This is a genomic window from Caulobacter sp. P4_E5 (genome assembly GCF_056401555.1).
Window position 1 is genome coordinate 1 of sequence record NZ_JBFUJD010000004.1, and the last position, 14,289, is coordinate 14,289.

The window sequence follows — 14,289 nt, forward strand, 5'->3', positions numbered from 1 at the left end:
CCTCTTCCTCCTCCGTCGTCTCTTCGAGCCGACACCTCCCCCGCTGGGGGAGGATTTCATCGCCCTTACATAAGCTGCGACTTTCCCGCCACAGCGCCCTCATAATCTAAACTGAAATGTCAGAAGGCATTTTGACGGACGCCGGGTCATCCCCAGATATCGGAACCTAGACCGCCGGGACTCCCCGCCTGGCGGCGTGAAGGTTCGACCATAATGCCGTCCAGAAACGTCCTGCTGTCCGCCAGCGTCTTGGTGCTGTCGAGCATGATCGCCGCCCATGCCGAGGCAAGAGCGACCGAGCCCCAGGTCGCCGATCAGGTCGACGCCGTGATCATCGTGGCGCGGGACAAGGCGGGCCTGCTGGAAAAGCAGCCGAGCCAAACGGTGTTCGGCCTCGCCAAGCCCCTGATCGAGACCCCGCGGTCGGCCAGCCTGGTCAGCGACGTGACCTTGGAGCGCTACGGGGTGCTGACCCTGGACGGCGTCACCAAGGTCTCGCCCGGGACCCACACCGCCAGCTTCTACGGCGTGCCCGGAGCGCTCAACATCCGCGGCACCCTGGCCGAGAACTATTTCCGCGGCTTCAAGCGGGTCGAGAACCGCGGGACCTATTCGACGCCGATCGGCGGGGCGGCGCGGATCGAGATCCTGCGCGGCCCGCCAACCCCGGTCTACGGCGCCGGCAAGGTCGGCGGCCTGGTCAACTTCATCCCGAAATCGGCCCGCGACGAGGGCCGGTTCCTGGCCGCGCCGGAAGGGGAGGTGACCGCCACCTTCGGCAGCTACAACAAGAAGCTGGTCACCGGCCAGTTCGGCGCGCCCGTGACCCTGGGTCAGGCCGAGGGCGGCGTCTGGGTCTACGGCGAGGCCGAGGACAGCCATAGCTATTACAAGGGGATCTATCCGCGTCACCAGACGCTGGAGGTCTCGTCCGACTTCGACCTCGGCGATGGCTGGAGCACGGCCTTCGGCGGCATGATGTTCCACTCGGACGGCGACGTGCAGACGCCCGGCTGGAACCGGCTGACCCAGGATCTGATCGACAACCGGAACTACATCACCGGCCGCGACACCAGCCTGGCCGACGCCGACCACAACGGCAAGCTGACGCCTAACGAGGTCGGCTTCTATCCCTATGCCAGCGCGCTCTACATCCCATACTATGGCTTCCCGAGCAGCGACGCGGCCCACACGCTCGACATCGGCGTCGGCACGACCAAGCTGGATCGCCGCACGGTCTATATCAGCCCGGCCGACTTCTCGAAGACCAACACCCAGACCCTCTATTTCGACCTGGCCAAGGACCTGGGCGGCGACCGGTCGCTGAAGCTGCAGCTGTTCCACGACCGCCAGGACAACAAGCGCTTCGTCTCGTACGGCTATCCGTCGGCGACCGACGCCAAGGTCAGCGAGGTCCGTCTGACCTACGCCTTCCCGGCCGACCTCGGCGTCGTCCACGCCCGCACCCTGACGGGCGCCTCGCGTCGCTGGTTCAAGGGCCGCCGCCGCGAGAGCTACAACAGCGGCCTGATCGCCCTGGACCGCCGCGACATCAGCTTCGGCGCTACGCCCACCGACACCATCGACAGCCCGTTCGACGACGAGCCGGGCGGCATCGGCCTGCGCTGGGAGAACGACAATCGCTCGACCTGGAAGCAGACCGGCGTCTTCGTCACCTCCGACATCGAGGCCGGCCGCTTCAATCTGGTGCTGGGCGGCCGCTGGGACCACTACGAGGTCGAGAGCCAGGACACCGGCTTCCTCAGCTATGTGGTCGCGGGCCAGCAGAAGGACGACCGGAACAAGGCGACCTATAGCGCCAGCCTGACCTACAAGCTGCCGATCGGCCTGATGCCCTATGTCAGTTACGCCAAGGCCGCCGCGCTGGAGATGAGCCAGGCCGGCGACATCGCCCCGAACCTGGTGGCCGACGGTTCGTGGCTGTCCAGCTCCGACCTGACCGAGGCGGGGGTCAAGTTCCAACTGCTGCGCGGGACCCTGATCGGCTCGCTGGCCGCCTACCGCCAGAACCGCACCCAGATCGCCGGCGCCATCTCGCCGCCGACCGTCCAGGGCACGCGCGCCAAGGGCGTCGAGCTGGAGGTCCGCTGGCTGGCCTCAGAGCGCCTGTCGTTCACCTTCGCCGGCAACAGCCAGCGCACGACGGTGAAGGGGCCGGACGCGTCGTTCCAGTACATTCCCGCCTACACCGCCGGCGTTCCGGGCGCTCAAGCCTATGGCGGCTCCTATGTGGTGTGGAGCTTCGCCGGTCTGCCGGGGCGAAGCGGCGACTACGCCTACACCCTGATCCCCAAGTCGGTGGTCAGCCTGTACGGGACCTATACCAGCAAGGGCTACGACTGGGGACAGGCGGGCGCGACCGTCGGGGTCAGCCACGTCAGCCGCACGGCGGGCACCGTGCAGAATGCGGTGCGCTATCCGGCCTACACCCTGGTCAATGCTTCGGCTTTCGTGAACCGTGGGCCGTACACCCTGTCGGTCAATATCGATAACCTGTTCGACAAGTTCTATTTCACCCCGGACGCCGACACCTACGCCAACCTCGGCGCCTTGCCGGGCAAGGGCCGCGAGTGGCGGGCCACCCTGAAGCGGACGTTCTGATGCGGATGAACCTTACCTTCCTCACCCGTAGCGAAGCGTACGGGGGAGGTGGCGCGGCGCCGATAGGCGACGTGACGGAGGGGGCGCAGCCGCCGCACGACGCCCCCTCCGTCACGATGCGTATTCGCATCGCGCCACCTCCCCCGTTTCACGGGTAAGGAGGAGATACCTATGACCCAAGTCGAAGACCGCTTCCGTCCGTGGCTGCTGCTGGCCGGGTTCAGCCTGCTGCTGTTCCTGATCACCGCCTCGACCTACGGCTCGCTGGGCGTGGTTTTGCCGGCGATGATCGGCGAGTTGAAATGGAGCTTCGAGAAGGCCTTTCTGGGCTTTTCGGTGCTGGGCGTGTTCACCGGCGCCTCGTCGTGGCTGCCGGCGATCCTGATCCGCCGGATCGGCGTACGCGGGACCCTCATGCTGGGCGCGGCGGTGCTGGCCGGCGGCTTCCTGGGGCTGGCCAATTCCGAGAGCCTGCTCAGCTACTACGCTGGCGCGGCCGCGTGCGGGGTCGGCTTCCAGATGGCCGCCCTGATCCCCGGCACCCACGTGCTGTCCTCGCTGTTCCGCAAGCGGGCCCTGCCGTTCGGGATCTATTTCACCTTCGGCTCGCTGGGCGGTGCGGCGGGGCCGTGGATGGCCCTGAGCCTGATGGGCGCCAGCCACGACGACTGGCGGCTCTACTGGATCGTCCAGGCGGTGCTGGCTGCCGTGGTGGGCCTGGTCTGCGCCCTGATGGTCGGCGGCGCCAAGTGGCTGGCGGCGGCCGCCCACGAAGTGGATCTCGAGGTCGAGGCGGAGGCCCGCCAGGCTCCCGCCGACGCCCGCGTCTATCGCACCGCCCACGAATGGACGGTCAAGCAGGCCCTGCGCACGCCGCAGTTCTACATCCTGGTCGCGGCCTATTTCAGCCATCTGCTGGTCGGCGTCACCGTGGCCAGCGTTTCGGTCACCCACCTGACCGAGCTGGGCGTCGCGGCCGGCGTGGCGGCGGTGGCCGCTGGGGCCCTGGCGGCCAAGATGCTGAGCCTGGAATCGCTGATGCAGACCCTGGCCCGCCTGGCTGGCGGCGCGCTGGGCGACCGGGTCGATCCGCGCTGGCTGCTGGTCTTGGCCCAAGGGATGCTGGTCGCGGGCCTGCTGGCCCTGGCCCACGCAGCGACACCGGGGCTGATGCTGGTCTACGCCATCGGCACGGGGGTCGGCTTCGGTCTCACCGTGCTGGCGGTGACCGTGCTGCTGCTGAACTATTACGGCCGCCAGAGCAATCTGGAGCTGTTCTCGCTGACCTGCCTGGTCGGGGCCGTCTCGGCGGCGGGACCGTTCATCGCCGGGGCCATGCGCGACCGGCTGGGAAGCTTCGCCCCGACCTTCCAGCTGTTCGCGGCGGTGACGGCGGTGGTGTTTGTCGCGGTGCTGGCCATGCGGCCGCCGAAAGCCCCTGCCACGTAACCGGCCAAAGAAAAAGCCGCCCCGGTCCCCCGGGGCGGCTTCGTCTTTTCGGACTAAGCGGAGAGGCTTAGAACGCGGCCTTCAGGCTGACCACGATGCGGCTGTCGTAGATCTTGCCGAAGTTGTGTTCGTCGGTGTCGTGGTAGCGCAGGTCGGCCGACAGCTTGTCGGTCAGAGCGTAGCTGACGCCGAGGTTCCAGGTGTTGTAGTTGCCGTAGTTCTCGATGGCCTGGTGGCCGACGGCGCCCGACAGCGTCAGCTTCGGCGCGATCGGCATCGCGGCGTTGGCTTCGACGTAGGTCGCGTTGCCGCCCTTGCCCGGATATTCCGGCGAGTAGTAGACGGCGGCGCCCAGGGTGGCCGGGCCGAAGGCGTGCGAAGCAGCGGCCTTCAGTTCGACGTAGCTGTACGAACCGGGGGTCAGGCCCTTGTCTTCCAGATAGCCGTAATAGACGACGCCCAGGTCGAGGTTGGTGTCGCCGATGGTCGGCTTCACGCCGGCGTACAGGTCGATTTCAGCGGTCGGGTCGTCGGCGCCGAAGTCGACGTTCGAGGCCCAGACGCCCGCGTAGCCAATGCCGTAGGCGGCGTCGACGCCGCCGAACACTTGCGGATCTTCTTGGGTCTGGCTGACGCCGCGGAACACGTAGTCGCTGGCGACGCCCAGGTTGTACGAGAGCTTCAGCTCCTCGGCCATCGCGGCGCCGCTCAGCGCGACGGTGGCGGCGGCCGCGACCAGTGCGATCTTCATGGCTTTCATAGTTCTATCCCCTTTTTCTGTGTCGTCTCCCGGGTTGGTTCCCGAGCCCCGACGGCGCCTGCAAGCGCGTTTGCGTCCCCGTCGGATTAGTCGGCGACCCGCCCTTAGTTGCAATCAGGGGACTCGGAACGCCAGCGAGAAGGGCGCCCGTGGCTCAAAGTTTGGGCGGACTGTGACGATTTTGCTTCAGATCATGCGCATATCCGCCACAGGCGCCGGAAAAGCGAATCCCACTCGCCTGTGGTATTTACCGCATAGAAAGACTTGCGCCGCCCAGGTGCAGGCCCGCGTCGACCAGCAGGGTTTCTCCGGTGACGTGGCGCGAGGCGGGCGAGGCCAGGAAGACCGCGGCCCCGGCGATGTCCTCGGCGTTCGAAGCGACCTTCAGCGGCGTGGCCGCCGCCGCGCCAGCCCGCAGCCGATCGACGCGCTCGGCGTCCATGGCCTTGCCGAACCAAGGGGTGTCGATGAAGCCCGGGCAGATGGCGTTGACGCGGATGCGCGGCGCCAGCGCCCTAGCCAGCGACAGGGTCATGGTGGTCATCGCCCCCTTCGAGGCGGCGTAGGGCACCGACGAGCCGTTGCCGACCACGCCGGCGATCGAGGCGGTGTTGACTACGGCTCCCGGGGCCGGGGCGGCCTCCAGCAGCGAGCGGGCGGCGCGCACCATCTGGAAGGCCCCGACCACATTGACCGAATAGAGCCGCAGGAAGTCCTCGGCGTTGACCGCGTCGAGATCGGCGTGGTCGGGAGCGAACTTGGTGACGCCGGCGTTGTTGAACAGCGCGTCGATCCGACCCGTGGCGTCGGCGGCCGCGGCGATCCTGCGGCAGTCCTCGTCGGCGGCGACGTCGCCCTGGACGAGGGCCGCCTTGGAGCCCTCGGCCTCGATCAGGCGGGCGGTCTCTTCGGCCTCCTCGGCGCTGCGGGCGAAGTTGACGACCACGAGGCCCGCGCCCCGCCGGGCGGTCTCCACCGCGATCGCGCGGCCCAGGCCCGTGGAGGCGCCCGTGACCACCACCGTGAAACCGTCGAAGTCCCGTCCCGACATCGTTCTCTCCCAGCCGCGAGGCAAACACTTGTTCGCGACGTTGTAGCCGGGGCCAAGCGGCTTGTCTCGCGGGGCCGGGAAGCCTAAATCGCGGCGATGACCGATCTGAACGTCACCCAGCTGGGCCGCGTCGTCGACGCCCCCGAAAACCCCGAGGCCGCCGTCCTCGAGCGCGTGCCCAATCCGCAGAGCGACGTGCTGTACCTGGCCCGCTTCGTCGCGCCGGAGTTCACCTCGCTGTGCCCGGTGACCGGACAGCCGGACTTCGCGCACCTGGTGATCGACTACGCGCCGGGCGACTGGCTGATCGAAAGCAAGTCGCTGAAGCTGTATCTGACCAGCTTCCGCAACCACGGTTCGTTCCACGAGGACTGCACGGTCAAGGTCGGCCGCAAGATCGTCGAGATCGCCCAGCCGCGCTGGCTACGCATTGGCGGCTACTGGTATCCGCGCGGCGGCATCCCGATCGACGTGTTCTGGCAGACCGGCCCGGCGCCGGAGGGCCTGTGGGTCCCCGACCAGGGCGTCGCGCCGTATCGCGGCCGCGGCTGAGTACACGCGGCGGAGCGACGAAAGCGGATCCCGGCGCGTCCGAGAGGGCTGCGCGCGGCGCGCCTTCCGCTAGACTGCGCCCATGAAAGATATCGACGTCGGGCTGAAGTCGGACCTTTTCAGGCAGGCGCTGCTTCTGACCCTGGGCATCTGGGGGCTGGACACGCTGCTGTTCGCCCTGCCGTATCTGGCCAGCGGCAAGACCCCGCTGCCGGGCGTGCTGGCCAGCCACTTCCTGTTCATGGGCCTGGGCGCGCTGCTGTCGGGCCTGGTCTATGTCCGGGCCAGCCGTGCGCTACAGGACGGCCGGCCGGTGCGGTTCGCGGCCTTGCTGCCCACGGTGGTGGGCCTGGCCCTGGTCATGGCGACCTCGGACATGCTGATCGGCGGCCACCTGCGCACGGCGCTCGATGGCGTCCATCCAGCCCCGCGCGTGATGGCCGCCCGCGCCGCCAGCCAGTTCCTGGTCGGAGCCTGGATGTTCGCCCTGCTGGGCGCGCTGTATCTGATGATGATCGCCGTCCGCGTGACCCGCGAGCATGAGCGGCAGCTGGCTGACGCCCGGGCCCAGGCCCTGGCGGCCGAGGCCCAAGCCAGCGCCGCGCGGCTGGCGGCCCTGCGCTACCAGCTGAACCCGCACTTCCTGTTCAACACGCTGAACGCCGTTTCGTCGGCGGTGATCACCGGCCGCAACGACGAGGCCGAGTCGATGCTGGCTCGCCTGGCCGAGTTCCTGCGCCTGACCCTGGCCGCCGACCCCGAGGCGATGATCCCGTTGGAGGACGAGCTGGCCACACTGCAGGCCTATCTGGAGATCGAGAGCGTGCGCTTCCGCGACCGGCTGGGGGTCGAGTTCTCGTGTCCCGACGAGTTGCGCGCCGCCCTGGTCCCCAGCTTCGTGTTGCAGCCCCTGATCGAGAACGCCATCAAGCATGGCGTCGCCCCGACCAGCCGTCCGGTGACCGTGCGCCTGGAAGTGTCGCGCGACGCCGACGACCTGGTGATCATCGTCGAGGACGACGGCGAGGCGGCGCACCATGCCGCCAGCTCTCAAATCGGACGAGTGGGCGTGGGCCTTACCAATGTCCGCCAGCGGCTGGAGGTGCTGTACGGCGCGCGGGGCGTGCTGCAGGCCGCGCCGCGCGAGCGGGGCTTTCTGGTGCTGCTGCGCCTCCCGCTGCGGCTTGATCCGGCCGCCGTGACGCCCGGGGCGAAGGCGGCGTGATGACACTGAAGGTCCTGCTGGTCGACGACGAGCCCGCCGCCCTGGAGCGGCTATCGGCCCTTTTCGCCCAAATCCCCGACACCAGGCTGGTGGGCGTGGCCCGCAACGGTCGCGAGGCGGGCCAGGCGATCGCCGAGCTCTCGCCCGACCTGGTGATGCTGGACATCCAGATGCCGGAGCTGAGCGGCTTGGCCTTGGCGTCGCAATTGCCGGTCGAGGCGCGGCCCGAGATCGTCTTCGTCACCGCCTTCGAGGTCTATGCCGCCGACGCCTTTGGGGTCGAGGCCGCCGACTATCTGCTGAAGCCCGTTCGCTTCGACCGCCTGCGCCAGGCGGTGGAGCGGGCCCGCCGCCGGCGGACCCTGCAGAAGGCCTTCGAACAGGCCGAGGCCGCGCCGATCCGTGACAACGATCTGGACGGCATCTGGGTGGCTACCCGCCAAGGCCACATCCGGGTGGCGGTCAGCGAGATCGACTGGATCGAGGCGGCCAAGGACTATGTCCTGCTGCACACGGCCACCCGCAGCCATATCCACCGCATCACCATGAGTGCGCTGGAGCAGGGGTTGGACCCGAACAAGATGATCCGCGTCCATCGCTCGGCCTTCGTCAGCCCCGACCGCGTCGAGGCGGTCAACCGCCTGGGCAAGGGCCTGATCGCGCTCATCCTGCGCGACGGCGTCGCCGTGCCGGTGGGGCCGACCTATGTGAAGGCGGTGCAGGCGCGGCTGGGGCTGGCGGTCGAAGAAACCTAGATCGTACCGACTGGCGTGAAGGCGATGTTGCGGATCGCCTCGCGCCCGAGGACGATGTTCTCCAGCGGCTCCTCACGCGGGTTGCGGACGCGATGGACCATGCCGCCCTTGGCGACCATGGTGAACAGCTCGCAGTCGCTCAGCACCAGCGAGACGATCTGTTTGGATGAGTCCAGCGTCATGTATTCCACCAAGCCCTCATAGCCGACAGCCGCGCCGTCCAGCTCCAGGGTGGTGACGACATAGGCGATGGCGCTTTCGCTGATCGTGGCTTCCGACATCCAGCCATAGAGAGCGCCACGAATGCGGCTGTGCTTGCGCAGGCGCCAGTCGATGAAGACGCGGGTCGCGCCAAAGGTCGCCGCCGACAGGCCCGTCAGGTTCAGCAGGGCCCAGAACAGGCCGAACTCACGATAGCGGTCCGGTGCGCCGTTCAGGCCCAGGGCGACGACATAGGGGTTGGGATGCGGCAGGCTCCAACTGGCCTTCGCCCACAGGGCGATGAGTTCGCAGACGGCGTAAAATCCCGCGCAGGCCAGGTGCGCGGCGAGGGCGCCGCTGGTGACCAGAGCGAGTGCGAGCAGAGAATTGGGCGGCGGCGGGGTTGGCTCCAGCTTCGTGCGCGGACCGCCGTAGTAGACGCCCATCACGAAGGCGAAGCCCGGCGCCAACAGGAACAGCGCCAGAACGAGATTGAAGCTGAACGTCACCCGGCCTTACGCGCGGCCAGTTCGTCCTCGTCGTCGATGCGCGGCACGCGCAGGATGCCGTCCTTGCCGCGGACGGCGTGCTTGAGCACTTCCGACCACGTGCCGTACTTCTCACGGGCTTTCAGAAGCGCCCTGCGATTTTCGGTCGAGGTGACTTTCATGCGCTGAATATGACTCCTGTCGGCCGTTTCGCCAAGTCTAGCTCTTGGAGAGCCGCCGGCGGTTGGCGCGCACCTTCTTGCGCAGGTGGGCCAGGGACTGCGACGCGATCGCGGGGCCGGACGCGCCCAGCTGGCCGGTTATGGCCAGCATCGGCAAGGTCAGGCCGGCCGCCACCTTTTCGCCGACCATCAGCTGGGCCTCGGCCTGGGCCGCGGCGCCGCCGGCGGCCAGCTTCATCATGCGCAGGCCGATGACCGACGAGGCCTCCAACCCCAGCGCCCAACTGTCGAAGGCCAGGCTGGTCCAGGGATCCTTGCGTCGCGCCATGTCGGTGTCCTCGCTTGCTGCTGAACCAACGCCCAATCCCAGGCTACGCTCCCTAGGCCGGGCTCCATTCGCCGGTGATCGCGGCCACGTCCGGACGCTGGCGCTCCTGGGGCTGTTCGGTCGCCGTGCCCAGATAGAGGAAGCCGGCCAGCTTCTCGTCCTCGGTCAGGCCCAGGATCGCCGTGGCCCGCGGGTCGTAGCTGTACCAGTCGGTGATCCAGTTGGCGCCCCAGCCCAGGGCCGCGGCGGCCAACAGCATCTGATGACAAACCGCCGAGGCGCTCTGGCGCTGCTCCCATTCGGGGATTTCGCCCGGGATGAACCGCGAGACCACGGCCACCGCCACCGGCGGACGGGTCAGCTTGCGCAGGGCGGCGTTGGCCTTGACCGGATTCTCCTGGCTGTTGGCCAGGGCGGTGATCTTCTCGGCGAAAGCGTCCTTGGCCGCGCCCTTCAGGATCACGAACCGCCAGGGCGCCAGCTTGCCGTGGTCGGGCACGCGCGCGGCCAGGCGCAGGATGTCGGCCAGTTGGGTGTCGTCCGGCCCCGGCGCGGCCAGGGTCATGGCCGAGGCCGAGCGGCGCTTGGCCAGGAAGGCGACGACCTCCGCCGAAGCCTCGATCGGCAGGGTTTCACCAAATTCGGGCGCGGGAGGAACGGAACCGGCCAAGACGATCTCCACGAAGCGACACAAGCGATATAGGCCCGATCAGGTAGGCCTTGTACGGTCAGGATTAAACTAGGCGCGGCCGATAAACCGGTGCGGCCGACAAGTTTGGAGCGTCGATGTCTGAAAAGCCCGCCTGGCTCCGGCCGCACGGCAAGCCCTGGGGCGTTTCGTCCAGCAAGGTCGTCTACGACAATCCCTGGATCACCCTGACCGAGTACCAGGCGATCGCGCCCACGGGGCGGCCGGCGCTTTACGGCAAGGTCGTCATGAAGAACCAGGCGATCGGCGTGGTGCCTCTGCACGAGGACGGCACGGTGACCCTGGTCGGCCAGAACCGCTTCGCCCTGAGCAACTACAGCTGGGAGCTGCCCGAGGGCGGCGCGCCGCACGGCGAGGATCCGCTGGACGGCGCCAAGCGCGAACTGGCCGAGGAGGTGGGGCTGCGGGCGGCCGACTGGCGACTGATCCTGCGGATGGAGCTCTCCAACTCCGTCACCGACGAGATCGCCTACGGCTTCCTGGCCATGGATCTGTCGCCCACCGACACGGCCCCCGACGAGACCGAGGACCTGGCGATCGCGCGGGTTCCTTTCCGGGAGGCGCTGGACGCGGCGACGGCCGGTCATATGCCCGACGCAATCACGGTGGCGCTATTGCTCAGGACGCACCATATGGCTGTGCGAGGGGAACTGCCGGGCGACCTGGCGGCTCTCATCCTGTAAAAGGCGGCGTCGGTCGCTTGAATTGGGGCATCGTCAACCAAGATGCTCTATGTATCGCGCCTGCAGGCAAGGGAGAGCCCGATGGCCAAGCCTCTGGAAGTGGTGACGCCGGACACCCAGACCCCGGTCTGGGCGGCCCTGCGCAACCAGGCCGAACACGCGGCCAAGGACGAACCGGCCCTGGCCTCGCTGCTCAATGCGGTGATCCTGAGCCACGACAATCTGGCCGACGCCCTGACCTTCCAGTTGGCCCGCAAGCTGGGCGACCAGGAGATGCGGGCGATGACGGCGCGCGAGTTCGCCGCCGACGCCTTCGAGAGCGATCCGTCGATCGTCGAGGCCGCCGAGGCCGACCTCAAGGCGGTGTTCGAGCGCGATCCAGCCTGCAAGGGCTATGTCCAGCCGTTCCTGTTCTTCAAGGGCTTCCTGGCCCTGCAGACCCATCGCGTGTCGCACTGGCTGTGGCATCAGGGCCGCGAGACCCTGGCCTTCTACCTGCAGAGCCGGTCCAGCGAGGTCTTTCAGGTCGACATCAATCCCGCCGCCAAGATCGGCAAGGGCGTGTTCATCGACCACGGCACCGGCATCGTCATCGGTGAGACCGCGGTGGTTGGCGACGACGTCTCGATGCTGCATGGCGTGACCCTGGGCGGCACTGGCGCCGAGCGCGGCGACCGTCACCCCAAGATCGGCAAGGGCGTCCTGCTGGGCGCTGGGGCCAAGGTGCTGGGCAACATCATCATCGGCGACTACGCCAAGGTCGCCTCGGGCTCGGTGGTGCTGCGCCCCGTGCCGGCCCACTGCACGGCGGCCGGCGTGCCCGCCCGCCTGGTCAACTGCCCGACCTGCGAGGAGCCGGCCAAGACCATGGACCACACCCTGGCCGAGACCGTCTATTCTTACGAAATCTGAATGGGCGAAATCTGAGTGGGCGAGATCTGAGTGCGGGCCCTTGTTCGTAGCCTGAGCGGCCTGGCGCTGGCGGCTGTCCTGGCCGTCGGCGCGCCCGCATGGGCGCAGAAGACCGCCCCCGTCGGCGGCTACACGATCGTGAAGACCTATACCCACGATGCGAACGCCTTCACCGAGGGCCTGTTCTATCGTGACGGCTTCATGTTCGAGAGCACCGGCCTGGCCGGCCGCTCGTTCATCCGCAAATGGAACCTCGAGACCGGCTTTTCCGAGCAGGAGCGCATGGTCGACTCCCGCTATTTCGGCGAGGGCATCGTCGACTGGAAGAACCGCCTCTACGAGCTGACCTGGACCAACGAGATCGGCTTCATCTACGACATCGACACCTTCGAGCGGATCGGCGAGTTCAGCTATCCGGGCGAGGGCTGGGCCCTGACCCGCGACGACAAGCGGCTGATCATGAGCGACGGCACCTCGTTCATCCGCTTCCTGGATCCCGAGACCCTGAAAGAGACGGGCCGCATCGAGGTCACCGACCACGGCGTCCCGGTCCGGAGCCTGAACGAATTGGAATTCGTGAAGGGCGAGCTGCTGGCCAATATCTGGCAGACCACCCGCATCGCGCGGATCAATCCGGCGACTGGCGAGGTCACCGGCTGGGTCGAGCTGGCGGGCCTTCTGAAGGAAGCCGGCGTCACCGGGACCCGCGACGACGTGCTGAACGGCATCGCCTATGACGCCGCCAAGGACCGGCTGTTCGTGACCGGCAAGCTGTGGCCCAAACTTTTCGAAATAAAACTCGCGCCAGGGCGGTAAGCGGCGGAACCGGGTTTTAGGGATGGCGTTAATCTCACGTCCGCCCCTCTACGCCCCCCCGACCTAGTGGGCGGACCGAGCCCCGGCCGGCGAGCACGCCGCCGGGGCTCACCCCTGTCTGGGGCCTAGCTCTGCTTGGCGCAGGCGATGGGCTTTCCCTTCATCGATATCTGTTCGGCGTCCGGCGGCCGCTTGGCGGTGACTCCGTAGATCACGGCGGTCCAGATCGCCATCAGGGCCAGGACCTGGGGAAGGGTGACGCGTCTGGGATCGGCGGGCGGCATGGGCGCGACTATCCCCCGGTTGCACGGGTCCGGATAACGACTTATCGGTCGGCCTTCTGTGAGGTTTCTTCACATGGCCCGCCGCCAACTGCCGTCGCTGAACGCCCTGCGCGCCTTCGAGGCGTTCGGCCGGCATGGCCGCATGACCTTGGCCGCCGACGAGCTGTGCGTGACTCATGGCGCGGTCAGTCGCCAGATCCGCCAGCTGGAGGAGCAACTTGGTGTCGCGCTGACCGAGGGGCCGCGCTCGCGGCTGCGGATCACCGAGGCGGGGCTGAAGCTGGCCCAGGCCCTGTCGCCGGCCTTCGACCAGATCGAGGCCGCCGTGCCGCGGCCGGCTCAGGTCGGGCCAAGACCGTTGGTCGTCTCCTGCATGCCGACCTTCGCCATGAAGTGGCTGATCCCGCGCCTGCCGGCATTCCAGGCCGCTCATCCGGACATTCCGGTGCGGGTCGCTGAGTCAAATGGGCCGTTCGACTTCAATGACGACGGCATCGACTTGGCGATCCGGATGCGATGGACGGGAGACGCTGACTATCAGGACTCCGTGGCCGTCCCATTCATGCGTCACTTCCACGGCCCGGTGATGGCGCCGGAGCTTGCGGCCAGGGGTGTCGTGGACTTTTCGAGCGTCTGCGCCGCCCCCCGCCTCCAGACACGAACCTACCCACAAAGTTGGAGTGAATGGATTCGCGACACTGGCGCTGGGAGCCTTCCGCCTGCCCCGCGCGAGCAAGAGTTCGACCATTTCTTCTACATGCTTGAGGCGGCGGTCGCCGGAATGGGCGTGGCTGTCGCGCCGTGGGCTTTCGCCCAGCGGGACCTGGATAGCGGACGCCTTGTGGCTCCGTTGGGCTTTGCCTTCAGCCAAACCCTGATCGTGGCTTTGACGCCGCGGGAGAATGCGTCCGAGCAAGCGCTTCTTTTCCGCGATTGGCTGCTGGCCGAAGGAGCGTCCACACCTCATCCGCCGGAAGCGGCTTGCGACTCTCGCGCCGGTCGCTAGTTTCGCCCCGAAGGCGCTCCCCGGGCGCTCAGCTAGAACAAGAGGCCCCCCGTGGACGCCACGACCGTCGCCAAGCTCGAAAAGCACCTGAAGCGCACCTTCGGCAACCCGCACATCGCCGTGAAGCCGCGCCCGAAGCAGAAGGACTMGGCCGAGGTCGAAGTGGCCGGCGAGTTCATCGGCGTGGTCTTCCAGGACGAGGACGAGGACGGCTCGTTCATGTTCGAGATGGCCATCCTCGCCGAAGACCTGGACTAAACCTTCGT

At 67.7% G+C, this 14,289-nt stretch carries 17 protein-coding genes; 10 read left to right on the plus strand and 7 right to left on the minus strand.

The features are described from left to right. Positions 1 to 213: 213 nt before the first annotated feature. Both AC1DSO_RS01815 and AC1DSO_RS01820 read left to right on the plus strand, forming a co-directional pair. Positions 214 to 2,622, plus strand: coding sequence for a TonB-dependent siderophore receptor (locus AC1DSO_RS01815; RefSeq protein WP_477067206.1), 2,409 nt, complete (start codon positions 214 to 216; stop codon positions 2,620 to 2,622). A gap of 171 nt (positions 2,623 to 2,793) precedes the next feature. Next, entirely contained in the window at positions 2,794 to 4,071 is a 1,278-nt protein-coding gene (locus AC1DSO_RS01820; RefSeq protein ID WP_477067207.1) for an MFS transporter, read from the plus strand. A gap of 67 nt (positions 4,072 to 4,138) precedes the next feature. Here the strand turns inward: AC1DSO_RS01820 and AC1DSO_RS01825 are convergent, their stop codons facing one another. Continuing rightward, positions 4,139 to 4,831 (minus strand): TorF family putative porin, encoded by a 693-nt coding sequence (locus AC1DSO_RS01825; RefSeq protein ID WP_477067208.1) that lies wholly within the window; start codon positions 4,829 to 4,831, stop codon positions 4,139 to 4,141. 247 nt (positions 4,832 to 5,078) lie between these two features. Continuing rightward, positions 5,079 to 5,882, minus strand: coding sequence for an SDR family NAD(P)-dependent oxidoreductase (locus tag AC1DSO_RS01830; RefSeq protein ID WP_477067209.1), 804 nt, complete (start codon positions 5,880 to 5,882; stop codon positions 5,079 to 5,081). Positions 5,883 to 5,978: 96 nt separating this feature from the next. On the opposite strand from AC1DSO_RS01830, the gene queF reads away from it, so the two are divergent. The 3 genes from queF (at position 5,979) to AC1DSO_RS01845 (ending at position 8,414) form a co-directional block, all read left to right on the plus strand. Then, complete coding sequence (queF, locus tag AC1DSO_RS01835; protein ID WP_056049582.1) at positions 5,979 to 6,434, plus strand: preQ(1) synthase; 456 nt, start codon at positions 5,979 to 5,981, stop codon at positions 6,432 to 6,434. 82 nt (positions 6,435 to 6,516) lie between these two features. After that, positions 6,517 to 7,659 (plus strand): sensor histidine kinase, encoded by a 1,143-nt coding sequence (locus tag AC1DSO_RS01840; RefSeq protein WP_477067210.1) that lies wholly within the window; start codon positions 6,517 to 6,519, stop codon positions 7,657 to 7,659. Further along, a complete protein-coding gene (locus AC1DSO_RS01845; RefSeq protein WP_477067211.1) occupies positions 7,659 to 8,414 on the plus strand; it encodes a LytR/AlgR family response regulator transcription factor in 756 nt (251 codons plus the stop codon). The genes AC1DSO_RS01840 and AC1DSO_RS01845 overlap by 1 nt, the downstream gene beginning before the upstream one ends. On the opposite strand, the gene AC1DSO_RS01850 is transcribed toward AC1DSO_RS01845, so the two are convergent. Genes AC1DSO_RS01850 through AC1DSO_RS01865 form a run of 4 tightly spaced genes read right to left on the minus strand, consistent with a single transcriptional unit; the run spans position 8,411 to position 10,283 of the window. Further along, the gene (locus AC1DSO_RS01850) at positions 8,411 to 9,124 is read right to left on the minus strand and encodes a hypothetical protein (protein WP_477067212.1); all 714 of its coding nucleotides are present in this window, start codon (positions 9,122 to 9,124) and stop codon (positions 8,411 to 8,413) included. The two genes, AC1DSO_RS01845 and AC1DSO_RS01850, sit on opposite strands and share 4 nt — an antisense overlap. Continuing rightward, positions 9,121 to 9,285, minus strand: a complete 165-nt coding sequence (locus tag AC1DSO_RS01855; RefSeq protein ID WP_477067213.1) for a hypothetical protein — start codon at positions 9,283 to 9,285, stop codon at positions 9,121 to 9,123. The genes AC1DSO_RS01850 and AC1DSO_RS01855 overlap by 4 nt, the downstream gene beginning before the upstream one ends. A gap of 37 nt (positions 9,286 to 9,322) precedes the next feature. Beyond that, positions 9,323 to 9,613 carry a hypothetical protein gene (locus AC1DSO_RS01860; protein WP_477067214.1) on the minus strand — a complete coding sequence of 97 codons (291 nt, stop codon included), beginning with the start codon at positions 9,611 to 9,613 and terminating at the stop codon, positions 9,323 to 9,325. A 52-nt stretch (positions 9,614 to 9,665) separates the two neighbouring features. Next, on the minus strand, positions 9,666 to 10,283 hold the full coding sequence (locus AC1DSO_RS01865) for a nitroreductase family protein (protein WP_477067215.1): 618 nt from the start codon (positions 10,281 to 10,283) through the stop codon (positions 9,666 to 9,668). Between the two features lie 116 nt (positions 10,284 to 10,399). Between AC1DSO_RS01865 and AC1DSO_RS01870 the strand changes: the two genes are divergently transcribed. The 3 genes from AC1DSO_RS01870 (at position 10,400) to AC1DSO_RS01880 (ending at position 12,733) form a co-directional block, all read left to right on the plus strand. Continuing rightward, on the plus strand, positions 10,400 to 11,005 hold the full coding sequence (locus tag AC1DSO_RS01870; protein WP_477067216.1) for an NUDIX domain-containing protein: 606 nt from the start codon (positions 10,400 to 10,402) through the stop codon (positions 11,003 to 11,005). Between the two features lie 81 nt (positions 11,006 to 11,086). Continuing rightward, positions 11,087 to 11,917: a serine O-acetyltransferase gene (gene cysE / locus AC1DSO_RS01875; protein WP_477067217.1), complete on the plus strand. Its 831-nt coding sequence runs from the start codon at positions 11,087 to 11,089 to the stop codon at positions 11,915 to 11,917. 30 nt (positions 11,918 to 11,947) lie between these two features. Next, positions 11,948 to 12,733, plus strand: coding sequence for a glutaminyl-peptide cyclotransferase (locus AC1DSO_RS01880; protein ID WP_477067218.1), 786 nt, complete (start codon positions 11,948 to 11,950; stop codon positions 12,731 to 12,733). A gap of 125 nt (positions 12,734 to 12,858) precedes the next feature. Here AC1DSO_RS01880 and AC1DSO_RS01885 read toward each other — a convergent pair whose 3' ends face one another. After that, positions 12,859 to 13,017: a hypothetical protein gene (locus tag AC1DSO_RS01885; RefSeq protein WP_477067219.1), complete on the minus strand. Its 159-nt coding sequence runs from the start codon at positions 13,015 to 13,017 to the stop codon at positions 12,859 to 12,861. A 73-nt stretch (positions 13,018 to 13,090) separates the two neighbouring features. Between AC1DSO_RS01885 and AC1DSO_RS01890 the strand changes: the two genes are divergently transcribed. Together AC1DSO_RS01890 and AC1DSO_RS01895 are read left to right on the plus strand one after the other, a co-directional pair. Continuing rightward, positions 13,091 to 14,023 carry a LysR substrate-binding domain-containing protein gene (locus tag AC1DSO_RS01890; RefSeq protein ID WP_477067220.1) on the plus strand — a complete coding sequence of 311 codons (933 nt, stop codon included), beginning with the start codon at positions 13,091 to 13,093 and terminating at the stop codon, positions 14,021 to 14,023. A gap of 51 nt (positions 14,024 to 14,074) precedes the next feature. Then, the gene (locus AC1DSO_RS01895; protein ID WP_477067221.1) at positions 14,075 to 14,281 is read left to right on the plus strand and encodes a DUF3126 family protein; all 207 of its coding nucleotides are present in this window, start codon (positions 14,075 to 14,077) and stop codon (positions 14,279 to 14,281) included. Positions 14,282 to 14,289 lie beyond the last annotated feature (8 nt).

Bases quoted from the DNA above. Each gene is read 5' to 3' on its own strand.
- AC1DSO_RS01815 (WP_477067206.1), top strand. From the start codon at position 214: ATGCCGTCCAGAAACGTCCTGCTGTCCGCCAGCGTCTTGGTGCTGTCG.
- AC1DSO_RS01820 (WP_477067207.1), top strand. From the start codon at position 2,794: ATGACCCAAGTCGAAGACCGCTTCCGTCCGTGGCTGCTGCTGGCCGGG.
- AC1DSO_RS01825 (WP_477067208.1), bottom strand. From the start codon at position 4,831: ATGAAAGCCATGAAGATCGCACTGGTCGCGGCCGCCGCCACCGTCGCG.
- AC1DSO_RS01830 (WP_477067209.1), bottom strand. From the start codon at position 5,882: ATGTCGGGACGGGACTTCGACGGTTTCACGGTGGTGGTCACGGGCGCC.
- queF (WP_056049582.1), top strand. From the start codon at position 5,979: ATGACCGATCTGAACGTCACCCAGCTGGGCCGCGTCGTCGACGCCCCC.
- AC1DSO_RS01840 (WP_477067210.1), top strand. From the start codon at position 6,517: ATGAAAGATATCGACGTCGGGCTGAAGTCGGACCTTTTCAGGCAGGCG.
- AC1DSO_RS01845 (WP_477067211.1), top strand. From the start codon at position 7,659: ATGACACTGAAGGTCCTGCTGGTCGACGACGAGCCCGCCGCCCTGGAG.
- AC1DSO_RS01855 (WP_477067213.1), bottom strand. From the start codon at position 9,285: ATGAAAGTCACCTCGACCGAAAATCGCAGGGCGCTTCTGAAAGCCCGT.
- AC1DSO_RS01860 (WP_477067214.1), bottom strand. From the start codon at position 9,613: ATGGCGCGACGCAAGGATCCCTGGACCAGCCTGGCCTTCGACAGTTGG.
- AC1DSO_RS01870 (WP_477067216.1), top strand. From the start codon at position 10,400: ATGTCTGAAAAGCCCGCCTGGCTCCGGCCGCACGGCAAGCCCTGGGGC.
- cysE (WP_477067217.1), top strand. From the start codon at position 11,087: ATGGCCAAGCCTCTGGAAGTGGTGACGCCGGACACCCAGACCCCGGTC.
- AC1DSO_RS01885 (WP_477067219.1), bottom strand. From the start codon at position 13,017: ATGCCGCCCGCCGATCCCAGACGCGTCACCCTTCCCCAGGTCCTGGCC.
- AC1DSO_RS01890 (WP_477067220.1), top strand. From the start codon at position 13,091: ATGGCCCGCCGCCAACTGCCGTCGCTGAACGCCCTGCGCGCCTTCGAG.